This window comes from Nocardia sp. NBC_01329 (genome assembly GCF_035956715.1).
Classification (GTDB): domain Bacteria; phylum Actinomycetota; class Actinomycetes; order Mycobacteriales; family Mycobacteriaceae; genus Nocardia.
This window is the reverse complement of the sequence record NZ_CP108381.1, coordinates 2,588,041-2,610,437: the sequence shown is the minus strand read 5'-3', so window position 1 is coordinate 2,610,437 and position 22,397 is coordinate 2,588,041. Positions and strand designations below refer to the sequence as shown.

Annotated in this window: 1 protein-coding gene (running past one end of the window); it reads left to right on the top strand. The window is 67.9% G+C overall.

The features are described from left to right. The first annotated feature begins 92 nt into the window (after positions 1-92). Positions 93-22,397, top strand: partial view of a LuxR C-terminal-related transcriptional regulator gene (locus OG405_RS11715; RefSeq protein ID WP_327151656.1) — the beginning only. It continues 78,231 nt past the right edge of the window; only the first 22,305 of its 100,536 coding nucleotides appear in the window; its start codon is at positions 93-95; its stop codon lies off the right edge, out of view.

The window sequence follows — 22,397 nt, the reverse complement described above, 5'->3', positions numbered from 1 at the left end:
TCGTGTCGTGATCGGTGAAGAGTCGTCGAACCGGGAAAACCCCGGTTCGACGACGCCCGGGTCGCATCACTCAGCAGCGGTTGTGAGCTGACGTGGCCATCCCGTTTCCTCCGGCCGAATTGGCATGGACGCTCGGTTGGGTAGCCGGTGCGGAGATCCCGGTCGGCAATGAAGATTTCGCCGATGTGATGAAGGCGGGATTCGAAGGTCTGCAGAAGCAGATCGCGGAACAAGAGCTGCCGAAGATCGACGATGCCATCCGCCAGATCCAGGATTCCTATCCGGCTGGCTCCGGCGGTGAGCTGATCATCGATGGGCTGAAAGATCTCCGGAAGCAGGCCGCGAGCGCGGCAAAGACCTACGGCGGCCTGGCGGACGGGATCCACGGCTTCGGAGGCGAAGTTGTCGCGGCCAAACTGAACGGCATCATTAGTTTGTCCTGGCTGGCCGGTGAATTGGCCTGGGCTGTGGTGATGGGGCCGTTCGGTCCCGGAATCGAACTCGCAGCGATTTCCTATACGCGACTGCAGTTCCAGATCATCGCCGAGCGGCTGAGCTCGGCGATCGCTTGGCTGCTGCGAAAGGTGATCGCCAACGCCGGGGTGGTCAGATTCACTGCGAGGGTCATCTACGAGATGATCCAGGAAGCCCTCGTCGAGATCTTCCAGGGCACCACCCAGGAAGCCGGGGTGCAGGCGGCTCTGCAGAAGATGGACTACCAAGAGGGCTGGAACACTGATGCTCTCGTCCGAAATGCCGTGATCTCCGGTTTTGCCGGGCTCAGCGGAGGCGGCACCGGGGCCGTGGGGCACCACATGGCGCGTCGGTTGCCCTGGCGACCCGACCGCTGGGGCGGGCTGAGCCGTGGTGCGATCGTCGGAGCGACCGCCGGCGTAGCGGGTGCGCTCGGGGCCTGGCTTGCCAACGGAGGGATCTACGGGGACTGGACCCTGGATCCGCGCTCGATTACCGGTGGGGTATTCGGCGGTATCGGGCCGAGTATGTACTACGGCTGGCACGGTGGCACGGACTACTCCGGTAAAGCGCTGAGGCGTGAAGACTTCTTCATGATCGGGGGCGACGGCACCGCGTCGCCTTCGGGTGGCCCGGTTCCCGAGGGTGCCGCGTCGCCTTCGGGTGGTCCGGTTCCCGAGGGTGCCGCGTTGCCTTCGGGTGGTCCGGTTCCCGAGGGTGCCGCGTTGCCTTCGGGTGGCCCGGTTCCCGACGGCGCCGCATCACCTTCGGGTTCCGATGGCTCCGGACAGACTGCTTCGGACGGCAGGACGAGTAGCGGCGACGGTGCTGCCACCACCGATGTAGAAGGCCAGACGAACGCCCAGGGCGCCGCCGACGGCGAACCTTCGGGCGTCGGAGACCCCGCAGCGGCAACACAGCAGGCGGCCGATGGATCGGATTCCGGAAGCGCCGAGGCGACGGCACGCGGATCGGACACAACCACTCAGGACGGAGATACGGCTGCCGATTCCGGCTCTGCCCGTCCATCTTCCGGCGCTGCCGTGCCCGGTGCGCCCGTGGTGGTGGTGGACACGACAGACGCGACGACCGCTGAATTCGGCGGCACAGTGGCAGGGGCGGACGGCGCGGTCAGCTCGGTTTCCACCGGCGACAGTACGACAGGGGGTTCCGCCGCTTCGACCGATGCCGATGGGGAGACAGCATCCAGCGCTTCCCCGAGCGTATCCGCTGTCACGGCACCGGGTTCAGGCGCTGCCGCAGCTGCGGGCAGTCCGGCGTCGGGCACGCCCGGTTCGGTGCGTGGCGCGAGTTCGCCCACTGGGGCGTCGACACCGGGCCCGGCCTCCAGCGCATCCCGCCCCCGGAGCACGGCTGGGTCGACGAGTTCGGAAACGCCGGCCCAGGTATCGCCGGAACAGTCCGACGACTCGACCACCACGACCAGGCCCAGCACTCCCGTCGCCGGGGTGGCCACCCCGCAGCCGGGTGCAGTGCCTGGGGATGGTCAGATACAGGCAGCCGTTACCGATCCGTCAGCGGACAACGTCGCGTCCACCGGACACTCCGACCCGGCTGCGGTGACCCGCGCAAATCAGGATAATGCGGTTCGTTCGTCTGATCAGGTGAATCCGGACAGCCGGAACCCGGACGACTCGGCCGTCGGCGACTCCGACCCGAATGCCGCGAGTCGGGCTACTCGGGCCGACACGAGCACCGATCCGGCTGCGGTGAACCCGGCGAATCGCGGTAGTACGACCGCGATCGATCCGACCACCGGCGAACCGGATACGGATACCTCCGATAGTGCTGAGCCGGAGGGAGTTCCGGACACCAGGGATACCACCGATACGGACGACGACGAGAACTCGGACGATTCGACCGCAACCCAGGATGACGACACGGCCGCCGACCCCGAGGCGGACGACACCGGAGCACCCGCGCCGCAGAATGATCCGGACCCCACCGCGGATATGACCGACCAGTCTGCGCCGCAGACGGTAGCCACGGTCATTCGCCGCCATCCCAACGCGGGTATACAGCCGATGGGGCATGTGGGATTGGGCGGGATCTCCTCGACGGACTTCCAGAACCACATGGGTGGAAAGCTGGTGGAGTCGGGCAGTGATCGGGGCACCACGCCGCGACAGGAAGCGATGCGGTTGCGGCAGCGGGCCAACTCGGAGCACGGGCGCTATGCCGGCATGGCCGAGAATCTGCTGAGCGTGGTCAGCAGGCGGGTCAAGAAACGGCTCAAGCGGACGGAGAAGACTCGCCGCCGGTTGCTTCAACAGCAGCGGGCGATACAGCAGGACATGGATGCGGCGATCCGGGAACTGCGTTCGGCGCCGCCGGCTGTGCAGCGGGCCTTGGAGAAGCAGTTGCGGATTGTGCAGCAGGAGTTGCAGTCGCAGTTGCGGATTGTGCAGCAGGAGTTGCGGGCGCAGCTACAGGAGGTGGAATCGGAGCGTGCAGAGCTGCGCCGGGATCCGGAGCCCGATCCTGATGTCGTGCAGGCACTGGATCGACGCGAGCAGCAGCTGCACGAGGAAACGCAAGCGCGTGAGCAGCAGTTGCGAGCGGACGCGGCGCGGCTCGAGCGGCAACTGCACGAAGCGGCCGTAGAGCGCCGACGGGTGAACTTGCAGCGGCGACTCACCCGATTGGACGAGGTCCCGCAGCAACGGTTGCGCGCGGAACGAGAGGCAGCGCAGCGGCAGGCGCAGGAACTGTATGGGAGAGCCGAGACCGCGCGGGACCAGTTGCAGGCGTTGGCGGCAGCGCGTAGGCAGCTGTCCAAGAGCGATTGGAAGGCGGTGCCGGAACACGCTGTGCTCAACGAGCAGGTCGAGGAGCTCGGCGACAACGGCACCTTGATCGTGGTCTACGCCTCCACCGAGCGGAACGCGGACGGAGTGGGACTCGGCCACTCGGTGACGCTGTATGTCGACAACGGCGTGGTGATGATCGATGATCCACGTGAGGGGCCGCCGAGAGCCTTCGACCCGGATAATGTCCCCGCCGACACGAAGCGGATCTGGGGTATGGGGATCCGTGGCGACGGTACGTTGACGTCGCTGGCTGCCGGGGCCGGGGCCGGCAATGATCCCACCGAGGAAGAGCGCGAAGCCGCCGCGAAATTCTTCCGGGACGAGCAGGCCCGGCGGGCTCAGCAGCTGCTGGATCAGGGGTTGGATCAGTTGCGCACGCAGCAGCGCACAGTAATCGACGACTTCACCGACGCGGTGCAGACCGGCCGGATCACTCCCGCGGACCTCGACGCGCTCCGCGATCCGGCGCGGTTCGCTGAGGCGCTGAACCAGCTGGCCGGGGTCACAGTAGCCGACGATGCGCCGGTGGCGGAACTGGAGCTGATCCTCGCCGCCCGCGAGCGGCTGCGGTTGATCGTGCCGCGATACCACGAACTCAGCCGGGCGTTCGACACCTTCGCCGAACTGTATTCGCTCCCGCCTTCGACACGACAGGTCCGGGCAATGCAGTTGTATGCGCATGCGAACGCGCTCGCGCTGTGGGCGGGGTCGCACAGCGACGTGGAGATTTTCGCGGACAAGATTGCGCAGGCGCAGCTGTCGGAGCTGCTGTCGGACGACTTCGAGACGGAGTTGACCCGGCTACGCGACGAAGAGGTCGACCCAGCGCGGCTCCAATGGTTGGAAGCCGTCGTCCGGCGCCATCACGTGCTGGCCGAGCAGGCCCGAACGGCCGCGCAGGGTCTGTCCTCGAACCCGGATCCGAGCGGGCAGTTCCCGTCGGGCCCGGATGCCACTCAGCACGGCGCGAACGCACCTCGGCCCTCGACCGACGGTCGATCGATGCCAGATTCGGGGGCCGCGCAGAACGCTGCACGACCTGCCGACGGCCGCTCCGCGCGGGATCGGGAGACCACGCAGCGGCGCGCCACCACACAGCGGCAGCTGACCTCGACCGTCACCCAGCTGAGCACCCAGCTGGACATCGCACGTCAGGAGGTAGAAGCCGCGGCTGCAGCGCTGCAGGTCGACGAAGTGACCAGGCGGGCGCTGTACTTGCCGGGGTTCGACACCGAACTGAACCGCCTGCAGGATTCGTCGCGCGAATGGCAGTTGCTGTCGTCGGACGTGCACTACTACCACGAGCTGGCCGCGGTGATCGACCAGTGTGCCGTTCTGGTCACTCAGGTTCGTGACGGCGACCAGCAGTCGGCGCGGTGGTTGCACGATGCCGGCTGGCATGCCACCTTGGCGACGACCGCGGTGACGGCGATGCGCGAGGCACGCGATGCGACGCTGGCCGGAGTCTCCGATCCCACGACGCCTCGAGTGTCCGGCGCCGAGATGTCTCAAATCATCAGCGATGTGTTCGAGTGGACCGACTCGCTGCAGGCCAACTGGGCACGACTGGGCCGGATGACTCTCGACCGGGACTCCGTTGCGGGAGTGAGTGATCGGGGGATACGGCGGGATGCCATCCAGGATGCGATGGCCGCCGATGTCATTGTCGTGGACGGGCGAGCGTTCCGAATCGCCATCGCTTCGGGCGGGACTCCGGGTTCGATCGACGGCCACCGTGCTGCCAGTGCGGCGGCGTCGGCGGCCCGGGAAAGTCTGCGAAACGCGTTGGAGCAGCACCGAGAATTCGGTGTCCCGGTCACCGAGGAAGACCGGACTCGGATGGTGCGCGAGGCAATCGACGCGGCGCAGACTGCAGTTCTGGAGTTGACCGACCAGGAATACGCCGCGGACCGCGATCGGGCGCAGCGGGCGATCGACGCGGGTGCCTTGCTGGTCGTTATGCCGCCGCAGGCTTCTTTCGCGGTGGTTGTGCTCGACCCCGGTCACGCGGGCGAGACCGGTGGCTACACGGCGGGATGGGTAGGCGATGCCCGGGTCGATGTGCTCGACTCGGCCGACCCGGATGCGGCGCGAACGGTGACCTTCGACCACTCACCGGTCGGGAATATCCTGGCCGATGTCGCGGGCGACGCGGGCCATGTGATCGCGGGCAGCGAAGTGGACGCGGACGTGGCTCTCGGTCGCGCCGGTCGGCGACTCGAGCACGCACTCGGTTTCGGCGCGCAGAACGAGCAGGGTGAGGGCATACGCGGCGGCCCGCCGGCGGACACCGGTCGCTACCTCACCTCCGGCGCGGTCTCCGCTACCCATATCTTGTTGGCGCGTACCGCCGGTCTGCGGGAGACCCCACCGTCCACGCTCGCCCGGGCTTTCGCCGATAATCCGGGGAACGTGTCTGCCGCACTGGCCGACGTGGCCGATGACGCCCGCGCCGCCGGGGCGACGGGCAGCCTCACCGGTGTCGCGGCGCTGTGCACGACGGCCGCGCCGGAACCCGTGACGCCACAGCCCACAGGGGATCTCGATACGGCGCAGCTGGAGGCGGGGCTGACCGACCTGGTCGCCTATCACGCTGCGCGCCAGGCCATGGCCGAGGTGGCAGGCCGACTGCGGGCGGCCCGTGACGAGGACGAGGCCAGGCGCCAGGACGGGCTGGACGAGGAACCGGAGGCCGACCCCGCCCCGGATACGAGCACCGATCCCGACGACACCGCCCACGACCCGGCGTCGCCGACCGGGGTGGACCCGGATTCGCCGGCTGTGCAGGCAGTCAGGGCCGAGGCGGAACAGCTTCTCGCGGAGGAGCAACAGCGCAACGAGGCGTTGCTCGAGCAGCAGAAGGAGCGGGTCCGAGAGGCGGCCGAGAAGGAACAGGCCGCGCGCGCGAAGCTGACAGAACAGGAAGCGGCGGCCGAGGAAGCGCAGCGACAACATCGTGACGCCCTGCGGGACCAGCGGGCCGAGAAGAAACGCGCGGCGACGCAGGCCCGGCAGGAGCTGGCCGGCGACCGGGCCGCATATGACGTGGCCGTCGCCGAGCACGATGCCGTGCTGACGACGGTGGCCGCCGAATCGGTGGCGATCGCGGATGCTGCGGGCGTCTTGCGGATGGAGGCGTTCGAGGCCGGGTTGTTCCCCGACCGGGCCGCGGTTTTCCGGGCGGTCGGTCGAGAACGGGTGCGCGCGTCCCTGAACGCGGCTCGTGCGATCGGGGCAATTCGTGAGGTGGGAAGTACGCGTGATGGCGGTCCCGCGGTGGAAGGCGTCGCGGCGAACAGGCTGATCGATGCGATGCTGGACGGTTCCACACAGGAACGGGTGCTGGCGATGACCGAGTGGATTCGCCGGGGCGACGATCGTCATCGGGTGGCGCGGGAAACGCAGGTGGCAGGATATCTGCTGTTGAAACACGGTCCGGTCGATATGAAGACCGGTGAGGGCAAGACCATCGTGATGGTCATGAAGCTGGTCTCCGACGCGATCGAGCACGGCGTCGCGCATGCGTGGACGAGTAGTGATCTGCTGGCGGGGGAGCTGGTCGAGGAGTTGGTGAATTTCCTGACGCGTCCGGACTCGGATCTGAAAACCGATACGCTCCGGATGGATCAGGACAATGCGCTTCCGGACGTGGTGGAGGGCCGCAACCGGATCGTTGTGGGCACGAAAGAGGATTATCTGTTCCGCGCGTTGAAGACCGCGGACGCGATGATCAACGAGATCGGGTCCAGTGGCGCCTCGGACGCCGACGTGCAGGCGCTGCGTCAGTGGATGAATACGGAACCGTCCATCGATGAGATCAAGGCACGGCTCGATGCGGCCGCGGCAGAACACGGTGTGGACACTCGGTACGAGCCGTTCGCCGCCGGGATACTCACCATCGACGAACTCGACACCATATTCGACGGAAGGTCCCAGTGTGTGCTGTCGCCGGGGGCCGCGAAGGATGCGACCACGGAGGAGCGTGCCGAGCTACAGCGGATCTGGGAGCGGTTGACGATCGCGGAACGTGAATACGGTTTGACAGCAGCTGATTTCGGCAAGCCCGACAACACCCGGGGGATGTGGTCGGCGCAGCTGACCCCGACCGCGCTGGCCAAGCTCAACCAGGTTCCGGGAGACCCGGTGACTGTCGAGGACGCGGCATATTTCGGCCATGCGGCGAACGCTCGGTGGGGAGTGGAGCGAGGCACTCACTACATCAAGCGCAAGGAGCCCGGCAGCTCCGATGGCGCAGAGAAGATCGGCATTCTCGCCTCCGAAACCAACGACAAGCCGATGTGGGATCGGGAAAAGTCGACCGAGGTGCAGTGGCAGGGGGTCGGTCAGTTCGTCGACCTCAAGGAGGGCGTAGCGGTCCGGGCCAACCAAGAGCACTCCCTGCAGATGTCGGACAGGCAGCTGATCGGGACCGAATTGCTCTTCCGGCCCTCCGGTACGTCGGGGACATTGAAGGGGGCAGAGGGCCAGGAGGACAAAGGGGTTGAGGGCGCGCTCTACGACGAATACGGTGTCGGGCCGGTGGCGGAGCTCCCCACGTTCTACAAGTCGAATCGATTCATACTCGACCCCATTGTCGCGCGGGATGCGCAAGCGAAACTCGAGAGTATGGCTCGTGACATTCTCGCGGATGCGAGGATCGTCGACGGAGTACAGACGGGGCGTCCGCAGTGGGTGGTCTGTATGGACAACGGCGATATCCGGGGTGACGCGGCTGCTGGAAAGAAAGGGCTGCTCGACTGGATCGATATAGTCGGGAAAGAGATTCACGGCGACGACTTCCAGTTGGACTTCGACGTTGTGGACGCGGACTTCTATGCCGAACACGGTGGCAGCAACTCGAACGCGGAGGCGCTGGTCATCGAGAAGATCAAGCAATTCGGCGCGCCGGGCACCATCTACATCACCAACAAGGACGGCAGTCGCGGCGCCGACCCGACACCCACCAAGGAATCACTCGAGCTCGAGGGTGTGGAGATCGACGGTGTAAAGATCGGCGGGGTGGATGTCAAGGTCAGCGGTGGACCGGCGTATTCGCAGCGGGTGAACGACCAGGTCGACGGCCGGAGCGCGCGCAGCGGGTCCGGCGCCGACCGGGAAACGGGCGGTACCCCCGGCACGGCCGTCCACTACATCTCGCCCGAGGATTTCTGGGGCCGGGTATCCGATCACGGTGTCGTGACCCAGGTCGTCCAATACCAGAATGCGGTCGAAGCGAAGGTCGCCGCCCAGAACAAATACAACGACGAAGGTTCCCAGGAAAGCGCCGAAACGCTCGCGCAGGCCGAGAGGGAGCTGGAGGAAGCCGAAGCGACGCTGCGGGACGTGGCCGTTCCGGCGATGAAAGCTGCGGTCGAGGAAGATCTGCTGGCCTCCCGGAGCGGAATCACCTACTCGGCGAATGCTCCACCGGCCGCCGACACCGGCAACGTTCGCCGATGGAGCACCGGCCAGCCGGCGCAGCCACCACCTGAAGAAGAGGACGAGAGCGAAACACACCCCGACGGTGTCCAGGCCCCGCCGGACGGTCCCCGCAACATCGTCGTTCCGGACGACGACGCGGGCGCTCGCCCGCCGGCAACGCCCAGCGCGAGCCCCGACGACAGGGCTGTGGCTCCTCGGCCTGCGAACGACGAGGCAGGGCCTGCGGAGCGGCGGGTGCGTGCGGCGGCCCAGTCGGCGGTCGACCGTTATCGGGAAGCCGAGCAGCGGGTCGGCGCTTTCATCGATCTGCTGGGCGCACATATGCCGCAGGGACTTTCGCCGGATCAGCGACAGCGGTTGCTGGACTACGGCGCCGTGGTGGCCCAGTGGCATGCCGCGAACGACGAGCTATCGGCCGCGGACCCGTCCGCCGAGGTGGACGAGACGACGACCCGGCGTTACGACGAGGCCACCCGCCAGGTGCATACGGCTGTGCAGGGGCTGGCCACCGATGCCGCGTTGCGCCCGGTCACCGAGTTGGACGGCGGGTGGGGCCCGGTCGCCTTGCCCGAAGTCAGCACCGTTGTCGACGATTCCATTGCTCCGGTCGACCATTTCGACACCGGGCGCCGTCAAGAGGAAGCGCTGGATCGCGTTCGGCGCGCGGAGCAGCAGATCGCGGATCTGGGGCTGGAACGTCCGCTCGGCGACCGCGACCGGCGGGTGGAAATGCTGCGCCAGGACGGGGGATCCGCCGGCCCGCCGATCCCGATCGGCCTGCGGGCCGGGCACCGGGCGCTGGCCACCGAACATGAGCGCGCATCCCACTCCCTGCGGCAGGTGGTCGGGATGCTTCCCGTCGGCATCGTCACGCAGTTGTCCGTTTCCGTCGTCGCGCTGACCGGTGATGATCACGCGGCCGCGCGTGGCCGAATATCCCAATTCCTGGTCGACCAGAACGAGCTGGCCGAAACCCTGGCCGAGCAGGGGCAGGAGCTGCCCGCTGCGGACCGCGAGCGCAATGCCCTGTTGGAGCGGGTGCTCACCGCCGCTCGGTGGTATCACCTGGCCGCCGACCGGGTTCGCGCATTGGAACAGCGCATCGAAGCACATCGCGGCGGCGTGGACTCGGTGCATGCCCAACCGCGTCGAGTGCTGCCCGAGCACGACCCCGGGTACAGCCAGCAGCAGCACAACCGTGCGGCGGCCCGGATGCGGAGCATCCGGAAGTGGGCACGCTCGGCGCTCGATTACGCCCTCGCGTGGAAATGGACCGACCCGAACACCGAACGGACCGACTCGGACAACCGGCAGACGCTGATCCGAGCGTTGCCGGAAGTAGTTGCTGTCACCGAAGGTTTCCCGCGCACCGCCCGGGACGAGGCGATGCGACTGATGTTGCGCCGCAGCCGGGAAAAACTGTCGAAGTCGGGCACCCTCACCGCGGCACAGCAGAACCAGCTGGCGCTGGTGAACTCCCGGGTGGACCTGCTGGCCGCCGCCGAGCGGTGGGCCGCCCAGGTGCCGGGGCATCCGGATGTGCAGATGATCGGTACCACCGGCTCGCTGCTGGTGATCGGCGACCCGGATACCGCGCACGACATCAGTTTCCATGCGGTGGACCGGGATCTACCCTCGCCGGAGGAGGCGTTGCAGCGGGCCACGGCCGCAGCGATCGGTGACGTCGCGGCATCCGAGCGGCCGACGGCGGCGGTAGTGTGGTTCGGCCCGGAGTCCGCGGCGGGCGGTGACCGGCGGCCAGGTGCGGCGTTGGCGCAGACTGTCGCGGACATGCTGGACACCCGGGCCGCAGAAGGGCGGCCGGTGTCCGCCGTGCGTCTGGTCGAGCACCACGGTGTGGAGTCCGCCACTGTGGATTCGTCGCGCTCCGCGGCCTCGGGCCTGGTGTTGACCGCCCACGACCATGAGGCGCTGGCGGGCCGGAGTGAGCGGGTCGTTGTCGAGTACCCGGGGGAAGGCATTCTGGCCTGGCTGCCCTCGCATCGACTGGAAGGCATTGCCAACGACTGCTTCCGGCATGCTGCGCGGATCGCACTGGAACGCGCCCTGAAAGCTCGACTGCGGGACTCGCGCGTGGATCCCGAAACCGACTCGGTGGTCGCCGATCTGCGTCACCGGTTGGCGATGGTGGAGCTGTTCGGTGTGGCCGCGAACGGCATCGGCGGTGAGCTGGCCGCGTTGGTGGTGGGTGCGGACTGGAACAAGAAGCCGTTCGCGGACTTCGACGAGCTCGAACGCGCCGTGCCCGAGCAGGGTGCGATCCTCGTGGAGGTGGCATTCGAGGGTTTCCAGCGTCCGGACGTGGTGGGTGCGCATGCGGTGGCGATCTACCGGGATGAGGACGGTCAGGTCGTGGTGCACGACGGGAACCTGAAGCCCGTCTCGTTCGACGTCTGGTCACGGGGCCTGGTCGGTGTGGTCGGTGTGCACGGCATTGTCTTCGATGACGATGGGACCGCGGCGGTGCCACTCGTGAACGGGCGGTCCCGCGGCCAGCGGGGCAAGGCGTTCGCCATAGCGAATATGGGTGCGGCGAACATGCCTCGCGCGCCCGGTGGCACCGTCCTGCAGGAGCCGATCGGTGGACTCCGAGCGGATTCGGCCCCGCTGTCGAGTGGCGGCCTCGGCCCGGAACTGGCCCGCCTCTTGCACGAGACCGACACCGGAGTGCCGGGCTTGGCCCTCACTGTCCGATTGCGGTTGGATGCTCGGCGGGCGGACCTCACCGCACGTGGGACGTGGGTGGAGCCGCATCAGGTGCTGTTGCCGGATTCGTCGGCGCGGGCGGACTGGGACACCCACCTCATGGCGGCGCGCAGGCAGTTGGCCGACTTGCTCGCGGTGTCGCCCACGGTATTGGCCGATGATGCGCTGCTCGCTCAGGAACTGGCAGATCTGCGCGACCGGACCGGCAAGTCCGCGCAACTCGCCGCGGCCGAGTGGGAATTCCGCTGGCGGTACGAGACCACCCGGCTACTGCATCGGATCGACTCGATCCAGAAGCGCGCCGACGCGATCGCCGACCTGCAGCAGCGGCTGGACGCCGCCCGAGAGCAGGTCCGCAACGGCGGCGACAGCGAGAGATATCGCCGGTTGACCGCGCAGGCGGCGCGGCTCGACGAGCTGGCCGGCGAACGGGAACGGCTGGATACCGAGCCGACAGCATCGCGAATGCACCTGAGCCGCGCGGCGCAGCAGCGGATGCAGACGCAGCTGGGCAGCGCCTACGAGAACACCGGCATGTTGCTGCGTGCTCTACTGGACACCGACACCCCGCCGACGCGGATGCCGCGCGCGGAACTGGCGGAACTCACCCAGCTTCCGGCCGAACTCGCCGGGCGCGAACCGAACAACCCTGTCGAAGAGGTCGTGGTCGAACGCGCCCGGCTGGCCGGGGAGTTTTTGGAGCTGCGTGATCAACTCGAATGGGACCGGGAACTCGACGGGCACGCCGCCACCGCCCGGATGCTGGACGAACTGCTCGACAGCGGCCTGGCCGAGGCGGTGCGCGACGAGTCTCGGACTCCGCGCGCGCTGCGCGGCGAGGTGGGTCCCGAGCTGGTCCGCGCGCGCCGCGCGGCCGCCGCGAGCCAGCTGTGGTACAGGCAGATCCGGATCGCGGCGTCCGGAAATCAGGACTTCGCCGCACCGGGGCCAGAACAGTTGGCGGCGCTGCGGGCCGAACGTCCGAGGCTTGCCGCGCCGGTCGAGACGCTGCTGCGGGGCCTGGGTCTGGGCATGCCGACCGAAGCTCAACTGAGCGGCGGTTTCGAGGCGTTGTTGCGGCAGGTGGACCGAGCAGCCGCCGACCGACGGAACGGACCGGACGAGCAAGCCGGGCCGAGCGAGGTACAGCGCCGGCTCGGGGCGCTGCGCGACCACGACCGGGCGATTCGCGAACTCGGGCAGTTCCTGGCCGCTGGTGAGCGAATCGGCCGAATCGAAGCGGTGTCCGCCGCACTGCGTGCCACCCGCGCCGAAAACGCGGCCGCCACAGTACTATTCGCGGATCTCTTGCGGGACGCCGCATCCGATCCGTCACGTGAACTGGCCGGCATCCTCGGCTCGAAGCGGGACTGGGCGAGTGAGCTGTGGCGTCGCGAACTCCGCTCGCACGGGGAACTCCTGGGTATATCCCAGCCGGATCCGGAACGACTGCGCGTTTCCAGTGCGCTGCTCCAGCTGGCCGACGCGGCCGACGCACGCGCACACTGGGCGCAGCGGACCGCCACCTTGCAGTGGCACACGCGGCAACTCGATTCCGCGGCAGGGCAACTGCGCCGGGCCGGGGACGAACTCGCCGCCCTGTCCGGGCGTCACCCTGGAGACCGGGCCACCGTTATCGCTCGCCGCCGCGAATTGACTGCGCAGACAGCGGAACTGGACACGGCACTGACCGACGCTTTGTCGCGGGCCGGGACCGATATCGAACGACACGAACTCATCGACGACTCCGTCGGCGGCCGCCCGGTCACCGGTCCGATCGACGGAGTGGGCACCTCACCTGCTGTTCCACAGCTACCCGCCGTTCCACAGCTGCCGGCAGGCCCGCTGCCGCTCGCCGGTCTGTCGCAGGCCGACGGCTCGGCGCTGCCGCAGCGCCCGACTGCGCCACAGGTGCTGCACCTACTCGGCGATACACCGCAATTGTGTGCGGGGGTCGGATTGTGGTTCGGCGAGAAAGTTCTGGGCCTGCCGGTACGCGCGCCGTCGTTGCAGGACCGCAAACTTCAACTGGACGGTATGAGCCCGCGGGCGGTATCGCTGGCCACGGGTGCGAAGTGGCTGCCGGGCGGTTTCGCCTCGCTCGATGAGATGTATGTGATCGCCGAAAGCGGCGGTGCGGTGTTCGGGGCAGTCGACTTCGGTGATGTCGGCGCGCACCTGTTCGTGGTGTACCGGGGTGATGACGGGGTAGTACGGGTGCACGAGTTCCTGGGTAACCAGGTGCGCGATGTGCCGTTCGACGAATGGGACAAACCCGAAGGCCCGCTCTACGGCATCGTCTTCGACGAAGACGGCCGACCGCTGCACGAACTGCAGCCTGGCGAGGAGCCACCGGACCACCCCGGTACGGATCATCCGCGACGTAACCTGGGCGCGCGCTTCGACCGTGGTCCGGATATGCCGTCCTACATAGCGCCACGTGATGTACTGCCGGTGACGCCGCCGGATACCGGATCGCTGCCCGATGGTTCGCGCAACTCCTCGTTGGACGAGGTGAACCGCTCCGCCCTGGCCCAGGAACGGGAGCGACTGCGGAATCTGCCGGTCGCCGAGCGCACCGAGGAGACCGCGGCGCAACTGGCGGAGCTGGACCTCTGGGTGGACCGGCTGACCGTCGCCGAACGATGGGCCACTCAGCTGCCCGGGCATCCGCCGGTCCACTTGCTGTCGATCGGTCTGCCGGGTGAATCGGCGCCCACCGTACTCACCGTCGGCGATGTGCACGCGACACAGGAATTGTTCGTGCACGTCACGACCGTTTCCGATCGACAGTCGGTGACGGAGATCAACAGCGGCGCCGTCGATACGGATCTCGTCCGGTTGATGGACGGTTTCGAGATGCCGACAAGTCCGATTGCCGCGATGTGGTGGGTCGAATCAGACGGCGCCCCCCGCGCCGGAGACCCGGAAGCCATGGGCGTCCAGTTGGCGGATGACGTGGCCGGCATGGTGCTGGAAGGCCGCGACAGCACAGTGGGCCCGCTCCGGTTGTGGTTCGTGACGAACGAGAACGGCAACGGTTCCGAACTCGTCGACACAGCGAGCAGTGCGCAGTCGCTGGCGGATCGTTTTCCTTGGTCGATGACGGTCGCCGATTTCGGCGCCGATGCCACCCGGATCCCGCTCGCGGCCGGAAGTGCCGAGGCCGTGGTGCGCGCTGCGTTGCGTTGGGCCGGGTTCGCGGATATCCGGAACATGCTGCTACCCCCGGAGATCGGCCGGGACGCGACGCGCGAGCGGACCGCGGCCGGCCTTCGGGCTTGGCGGCAATGGCCGCCCTATGCGCGACAGGCGTTGCTGGCGCGGTACCCGCATGTGCTGGCCGCGGCGCCTGGGCTACCGGTGCAGGTCCGCGCGGCCGCCCGCCACGAGGTGCTGCGCCGGGTGGCTACCGACGACGGCCAGGGAATGATGTGGCTCGACGCCGAGGTCGCCGCCGATTCGTCGGCGCCGGACGAGGTGTTGAGTCGGCGTGGCGCCGACGCCGATGAGGTATTCACCGGTTTCGGTGCGGTAGGGGCGGCGTGGTACCGGGTCACCGTGGCTGGACTGCAGAGCAGCGCGACCGGCCTGTCGGTCGCGCTGACCGTCGGCCTCGAGGGAGGGCGAACGACGCGGGTCACGGTCGAATTGGACCGGGTCGACGGCCGGCTCGTTGCCCGCAGGCAGGTCGATCCGGGTTCGAACACCGAGGAGTTCGGGCCGGTGTTGCGGCAGTTGCACGACCGGCTCACCACCTGGTTGGGCCGCTCGGAGGGCGTGTGGGCCGCCGATAGCGCGTCGGAACCGGCACAGGACGCACCGCAACACCCGACCCGGCAGGAATTCGGTTCGCCACCGCTGTTCGAGGCGACGGTCCGCGCCGCGGACGCGTTGGCCGGGGATCTTCAGTTCGTACTGCGTGATCGGCTGGCCGCGCAGTTGCGGGGCTGGTCGCAGCAGTCGGCTGCCGAGGCATTGTCCGAGCTCAACCGCGCGTTCACCGATATGCGTCTCACCGGTGGCGGCGATATCCGGATCGAATTGCGGGCGGCCGAGGGTCGGCTGCGGGTCACGCTGTCGGACAGCAGCGATCACCTCGTCGCTGCTCCGGCGCCTGAAACATTCGGCCGGGACAAGTGGTACCGCTCCGGGGTGGAGCGTGCGGGCGATGCGGGCCGGGTCGTCTGGTTCGAGCTCGTTCCCGGATCGGAGCCGGTCGTGGCGCCGGCGCGGGATGACCTGAGCAGTGCCGACACCGAGAGCGCGGATACGTCGCGCGGCGGGATCGACCTTCGCGAACCGTGGAATCCGCTGGTGGAATCAGCCGCTGTCCAGCTCGACGCCGGACGGCGGGTCGTGGCCGAAGCGCTCGCGTCGCACTTGCGGGAGTTGGCACCGGATCACACCGTGTGGCAGGTCATGGCGCTGTTGCGGGAACTCGGCCGCAGCTCCGGCGACCTGTACGACGTTGCCTATCTGTACCCGGAACTCGTGGTGAATCTGCGGGGCGCGCCGCTCTCGGCGCGGCACCTGGCCGTCGTGCAGCAGTTCGCCGCTCGGTTGCGGGAGGCTCGGGCGTCCGGTGTCGATACGGCGCAGGCCCAGACCTCAGACGCGTTGCGACGGCTGGTGCGGTCTGTCGCCGGGCTGCCTGGTTCGCCGGAGGTGGCGGTCTTGGCGGACGATGGTTCGGTGGTCGCCGTCGGTGACCTCGGCTCGCGCACTCGCCTCGAGATCCATCTGTCGGCAGGTGAGGAGAACGGGATCTCCCCTGAAAAGGGGATGCAGTTGACCGTGCGGCAGCACCACGAGAACTGGCTGGCGCTGTCGAATGGATCGCGAGAACCGCAACTGCTGTCGTTGTTGTGCGTGGGCGCCGACGTCCAGCAGGTGGTCGACGCCGCCACCCGGGTTTTCGAAGCACAGATGCTGAAGGCCGTCGAGACCGGTGGCGATCTGCCGCTGCCAGTTGTGCACACGTGGTCCGTCGGCGATTCTGCGCAGTCCCAGTTCGACCATCGGCTGGCTGAGCAGGCCGTTGTCGCCGCCCACAACCGCACGGTGGCAGCGGTGGAACTGCACACGTGGCTCGCCGAAATCGACGAGGATGCCGACGGAAATTCCGATCTGGACCTGGCTGGGCTGTTGCGGCCGGGCGCGGAGCTGTTTCCGGGATCGGAACGTGCGAAGCTTGCCGAGCGTTACGGTCGCGCGCGGGACACGATGGCAGCGCTGATCGCCCGCGACCAGCTCGGCGCAAACGCCACCGCGGCAGCTCTGGCAGAGGAGACGCGGCGCTGGTCGGTGGTGTTGACCGACCCGCTGTTCGTCGGCCAGACGCTGGATGGGCCGGCGTCGGATCCGGACCGGCTGCTGCTGGATTCGGAGTGGGCGTCGGCGCACAACGAGCTGCTGCGCTACCACGGGGTGGTTGCTCTGCTCGCGGAGATCGACCGCAACGATACCCAGATCCGGTTGCTGGCCGAGGTGAACCGAGGTGTGCGGGCCGCCAGGGACCGGTTCGATGACGGCCGTGATACTGCCGACGAACTGGATCGACTCGCGGAGCAGACGGTGGAGCTGGCCGATCTGGCCGAGAAACTCGACGACGCCGAAGGAGAGTCGGGCGAGCTGGACGACACCGAACGCGATCTCGTCCGTGCGCACGGATTGGACCCGGATTCGCCGACCCAACTCGTGGGTGCCCTGGCCAGGTTGGCACAGGGACTGGACCAGGCCCGTGTGGAGCAGATCTTCTACGGTGGGCCGGAGCGCGACGAGCAGGTGCGGGTCCTCGAAGAACTGCTGACCATCGCCGAACGGGAAGCCGAGCGCACGACCCGAGTGCATCTGCTGCGCAACGTGTTCGACAGCCGACTGGCCGATCTGGCCCGGCAAGCCAGGCGTCGTCCGCCCGTCGAGCCAGGTATCGAATTGGGTGTCGAGCTGATCCAGCTTCGCGCCGAAGCCGAGAGACTGGCAGCGCGTGAGTGGCAGCAGCCGTCGTGGAAACCGGGGATGGAGTGGTTCGACCTGGGGCCGCAAGGTTTGCCGCCATGGCATAACCGTCGGGCGGCGCTCGCCGCGCAGCTCGCCGGATGGCTGGAAGCCGACGAGGATTCGCTGAGCCCGCAGCACTTGACACTGACGAGCTCCCGATTGGTGGCGCAGCTCCAACAGCGTGGGTACAGCGCAAAAGACGTCCAGCTGGTCAGGCAACTGCGCATTCTCGACCTGTTCATCGCGCACGTCGAGGTGACCGAGGCCGCGAGCGCCCGGACCGCGAGGATCGGGACGCTGGCGAATCGGCTGGTCGAGGCGCGCGACCAGGTGCTGATCGCCAAACGGAAATTCACAGACGCGCGGGCACATCTGGTCCGTGCCTACCGTGGTGACGCCGAATACCTGAGTTGGGGATCGGCAACGCTCGTGCAGGATCTGCGGGCCAGACTCGACGTAGCGGTCGAGTCGAACCAGGGCGTGCGGTGGCGGCAGCTTCTGCTCCGGCAGATGATCACAGCGGTCGAAGACCACGGCCGCATGCGGGAACAGTTTCACCGGACAGCCGACGACGCGCGGCAGCTGGAGGAGCTTGCCGCGCAACGTATGGCTGCGATGGGTGCGGGTGATACCGCCACCGCTGCCGGATTCGATCGCCGGATCGATGCCGAGCTCGAGCAGGCCACCGCCGCGCCCCTCGAACTGGTCGACCGCCGGATACAACCGGCACCTGCCCCCACGGACGGAATCAGGGAGATTCCCTCCGTGGCGCCGGAGCCCGATTCGCGGCCGAGATCGGCGACAGGAGACGGCGCCGACGCGTGGATCGGGCCGTTCGACGAGTTGAGCGAAGCACAACGGGCGAACGTGTCGGGTGTCCCCAAGATCTGTGCCCTCGACGCGATGTGGTTCATCAGTGAGGTTCTCGGCGTCGAGATCGCGGATCTGCCGTCGATGTTCGACAGTGCGATCTGGGCCGACGGCATGATGCCCGCCGATATCGCGAAGATTCTGCACTCGAAGTGGAAAACCGACGGATTCGCGGATCTCGGGGAAATGCGCGAGCAGGCCGCGAGCGGCAAGATCGTCATGGGCACGGTCACTTATGGAGTTGCCGGTGCGCACATGTTCGTGCTCAACCGCCGTGAAGACGGCACGGTGTGGGTGCACGAACGCAAGGGCCACGAGGTGGTCGACGTGCGGTTCACCGAATGGGAGAAGCCGAGCGGGCAGTTGCACGGCATCGTTCTGGGTTCCGGCGGGGAACGGCTGAATCCGCTGGGCGAGGGGGAGTCGCCCGGCCGCGCCGGACCCGATATGCCGGGCGTCGCGGTGTCCGGCGATCTGGAGTCGGACGATTCGCAGACCCGTCGGCTGCAGATCGAGGAGAAACTGCACCAGGCAAGGTTGTGGGGTGTCGGCGACCTGACCTATGACGGGGTAACCCGGGTCGACGTCGCCCAGGTACGTGAGACAGCGCGGTACGCGCGGGAGTTCTGGGACTACTTCGCGACCGCCGCGACACGCGCCGACATCGCGTCCGAATATCCGGAGGTCTTCGATACCACCGAGGTGCGGCCCAGCGGCCCGCAGAACGGCAACCGGCGGCGACTGGACGACGAGTACGCCGAACTGTATTCCCGCCGCTACCGCCACGACGCCACGGAGCACGCGCGGCTGCTGGAGTTGGAGACCATCCGGGCCGCGCTGACGGAGGTCGACGGCCGGGCCGCGGCCATGGGCATGCCCGTGCATCTGGTGTCCTACCCGGCGGCCGGAGACGTAGCCAAGGCGCTGGTCGTCGAGATCGGCGACCGCAAGGTCGCCGCGGGACATCAGGTGTGGTTCGTTCCGCAGGATGCGGCGAATTACAGCGATCTGTACGAGCGTGTCGACGATTTCACCGACCTCGCCGAGGCCGAAAATGTGCCCGGCCGGTCCACCTCGATCATCGGGGTGCTGCGCTACGGCGGCGCCGCGGGTGTGGATGTCGTGGCCGGTACGGCGGCGGTCGCCGAGGGGATGCTGCACCGCATCATCACCTCCCGGGTTCTGCACGAACAGCGAGCGCCGTACCAGTCGCCCCCGACCGTCGAAATCGCGCACCGCGGCGACGGGTCCTCGGTGTGGGCAGCTGTGGCCGACCGGCTGCGCGCCGCGGCCATCGACACCGCCCCCCTGGCGCAGGTCCGGCAGTGGGTTCGGGCACTGCCCGGTGTTCCGGATCTGGATGTGCGCTCCACCGAACCCGAGGTGGTCGCCGCTATCGGGGACCCGCGCACCGCCGACCACGTGGTGATTTTGCTCAGCGCGCAGCACGATGCCGAGTCACTGCGCACCGGCTTGCGTGACGCGGTCGGGCGATATGCGGCCGAACACCGGACCCACCCGGACGAGACGACCGCGGTGCTGGTGGTGCAGGGCCGTGATCGGAGCCGAGTGGCCGGCGTGCTCGCCGATCTGGCCGAGCAGCGGGACGCGGCGGGCCGGATCAGGTTGCTCGGCGAGCGGGCCCTACTGAAATCGGTGACGGACGATAAACGGTTGACTCGGCATCGCGATGCGTTCACCAGCGAGCCGGGCAAAGTACGTCAGTTCGCCGCCACGATTCGCGATTCAGCACGGAAACTATTGCCGGGTAACATCTTCCGCCGTGCCGCGCAACCGGTCACCGAGTCGGTCACGCTGGGGTCCTCCCTGGATCTGGTGCGCCGCGTCGACAGTGATGCCCGACGGGTGCGGCGCATCGAGATGTTGGAATCGATGCTGTACCAGGGGCGGGCGCGGGTCGAGCTGACCGTGCTCCCCGCTGCGGAGTATCAGCAGCTCGCCGACCAGATGGATCGGCTGGACTTCGCGGCCGAGCAGGTCAACAGCGCGTTGCTGAATGTGCAGCAACTCGACGGCGCACAGGCCGACCCCGCCTACGGTATGGCGGTCGAGCAACTGCGTTGGACCACCGCGCGCTTGGACGGAAGGCTGGAGCGGGCGCTGCTGACCGCTGGACAGCTGGGGTTGCGCGCCGGCCCGCAGCAGTCCTCGACCGTGCGGCGCGATGGCGCGCTCACTCGATTGATGAAAACGGTCGCGCGACAGCACCGCGATCTGTCCATTCAGTCCCGCGAGCGCGAACAGCCCCCCGGTGATCCGACAGAACTCGCCCGCGAGCGACGGCTTCTGGCCGACTCGCTGGCATTGCGGATCGGTGTCGAGGTCGATCAGCTGACGCCGATCCGTGTCGCGCAGCTGACCGAGCTGCAGGAGAAACAAGGTGAAGATCTCGGTCTCGCCCAGAAGATCCGGACGTTGGACGCTCGGCTCGCCGCTTCAGCGCAGTTCTCGACAGCAATAAGTCAGTTCGACGGCATCGGTCGGCTCCAGGCTGCGCAACGCCAGGCTCAGGCGCATGTGGCGGAGGCGGACGACCAACTCGAACGGCAGCGCAGCGAATACCGGAAACGCGCTGAGTACGACGATTTCCCGCTTCCGGCCGGTACCTTGACGTCGGCGCAGGTGGCCGATGTTCACAACGCGGTGCGCGAGTACAACACCCGCAGAGTCCTGAACTATGCCTACACCCCACAGCTCGATGCGCTGCGGCAGCTGCTCCGGACCGCCCAGCACCGGGAGAAGTGGATATCCGAGGCGGCGGCGTTGCAACAGCTGGCCGGACAGCTGGACATCCTGGCCGGTGAACGGTTGCGGGTCCAATCTGCCCTGGATTCGGCCGAACGGGTGATCACCAGCTCGCCGCTCACCCATGAGCTGGGCACGTTCTCATGGCTCACACAGCGAGAAGGGCGTACCGACCTCTTGCGGGCGCTGGAACTCGACCCGGCCAACGACACACTGCGGCTGGAGTCGGGCGACCTGCTGGAGAGGTCGATCACCGTCGACGCGGCGGCCGCGCAACTGGCTCGTGTAGACGAAGCCATGGCGGAGGGGTTCGGGGATTCGCTGTCCGCCCTGCGCACCGCAGAACGCCCCGCGGATACGTTCGCTCACGAGCCTCCGGATACCGCTGCCCGGAACCATCTGCGCGGCGAGGGAACGAACAGCGGCACGGCCCGGTTCACGTGCCTGTTGGACGCCACCGACGCCGCCAGTACGAAAGTCGGCAAGCCGCTGTTGACGGTGGGGCAACGGCGCCGGTCGCTTTCCGGCTTGCCCGGAACGGACGCCCGGGTCGCACCGGTGATCGTCGGTTCCGACTGGGAGAAGGGCGGGTTCGCCTCCTTCGCGGCGCTGCACGATCGGGTGGCCGGCACCGGGGACGTGATGGTCGCGGTGCTCGGCTACCGCGGTTTCGACAATCCGAACGAGGTCGGCTCGCACGCGGTGACCGTGTATCGGGACGGCGACACCGTGATGGTGATCGACAACGGTGTGGCGACCGATTTCTGGACGTGGCGGTCTCGCCAGCACGGCGTGGACAGCCTGGCGGGTATGGCGCTGAAAGCCGATGGGACGGCCGCCCGCCCGCTCGGCCCGGACGGCAGATCGCAGGCGGTCGCGGGCCTGGACTTCAAGAACGTTCGCATCGGCGCCGGTCCGGCCGAGCTGCCCGGGTATGTTCCGCCGCGACCGGGATTGCCGGTCATCGATCCGCGTTACACCGGCGCCGACCTGGACGCGGCACGGTCTGCGTGGCAGGGGCTGGTTCGGCGGGCCGATGATGCCGTCGCCGCCGCCGAGGCCGGCGGCCGCTTCGCCAGGGTCGATCCCGCCGAGCGCGAACACGCGCGCCGCAGGTTGCGTTGGCAGCAGATCGAATTGCGTTGGGGGCTTGCGGATTTCGTGGACAAGCAGGCCGCGATCCTGCACACCATGGCCGATGAGATGATCGGTTGGGATCTGCCGCTGCGGTTGCGCGACGAGGTGAACCGGATGCGGCTGGTGCGCGAGCGCGACCTGCTGCGC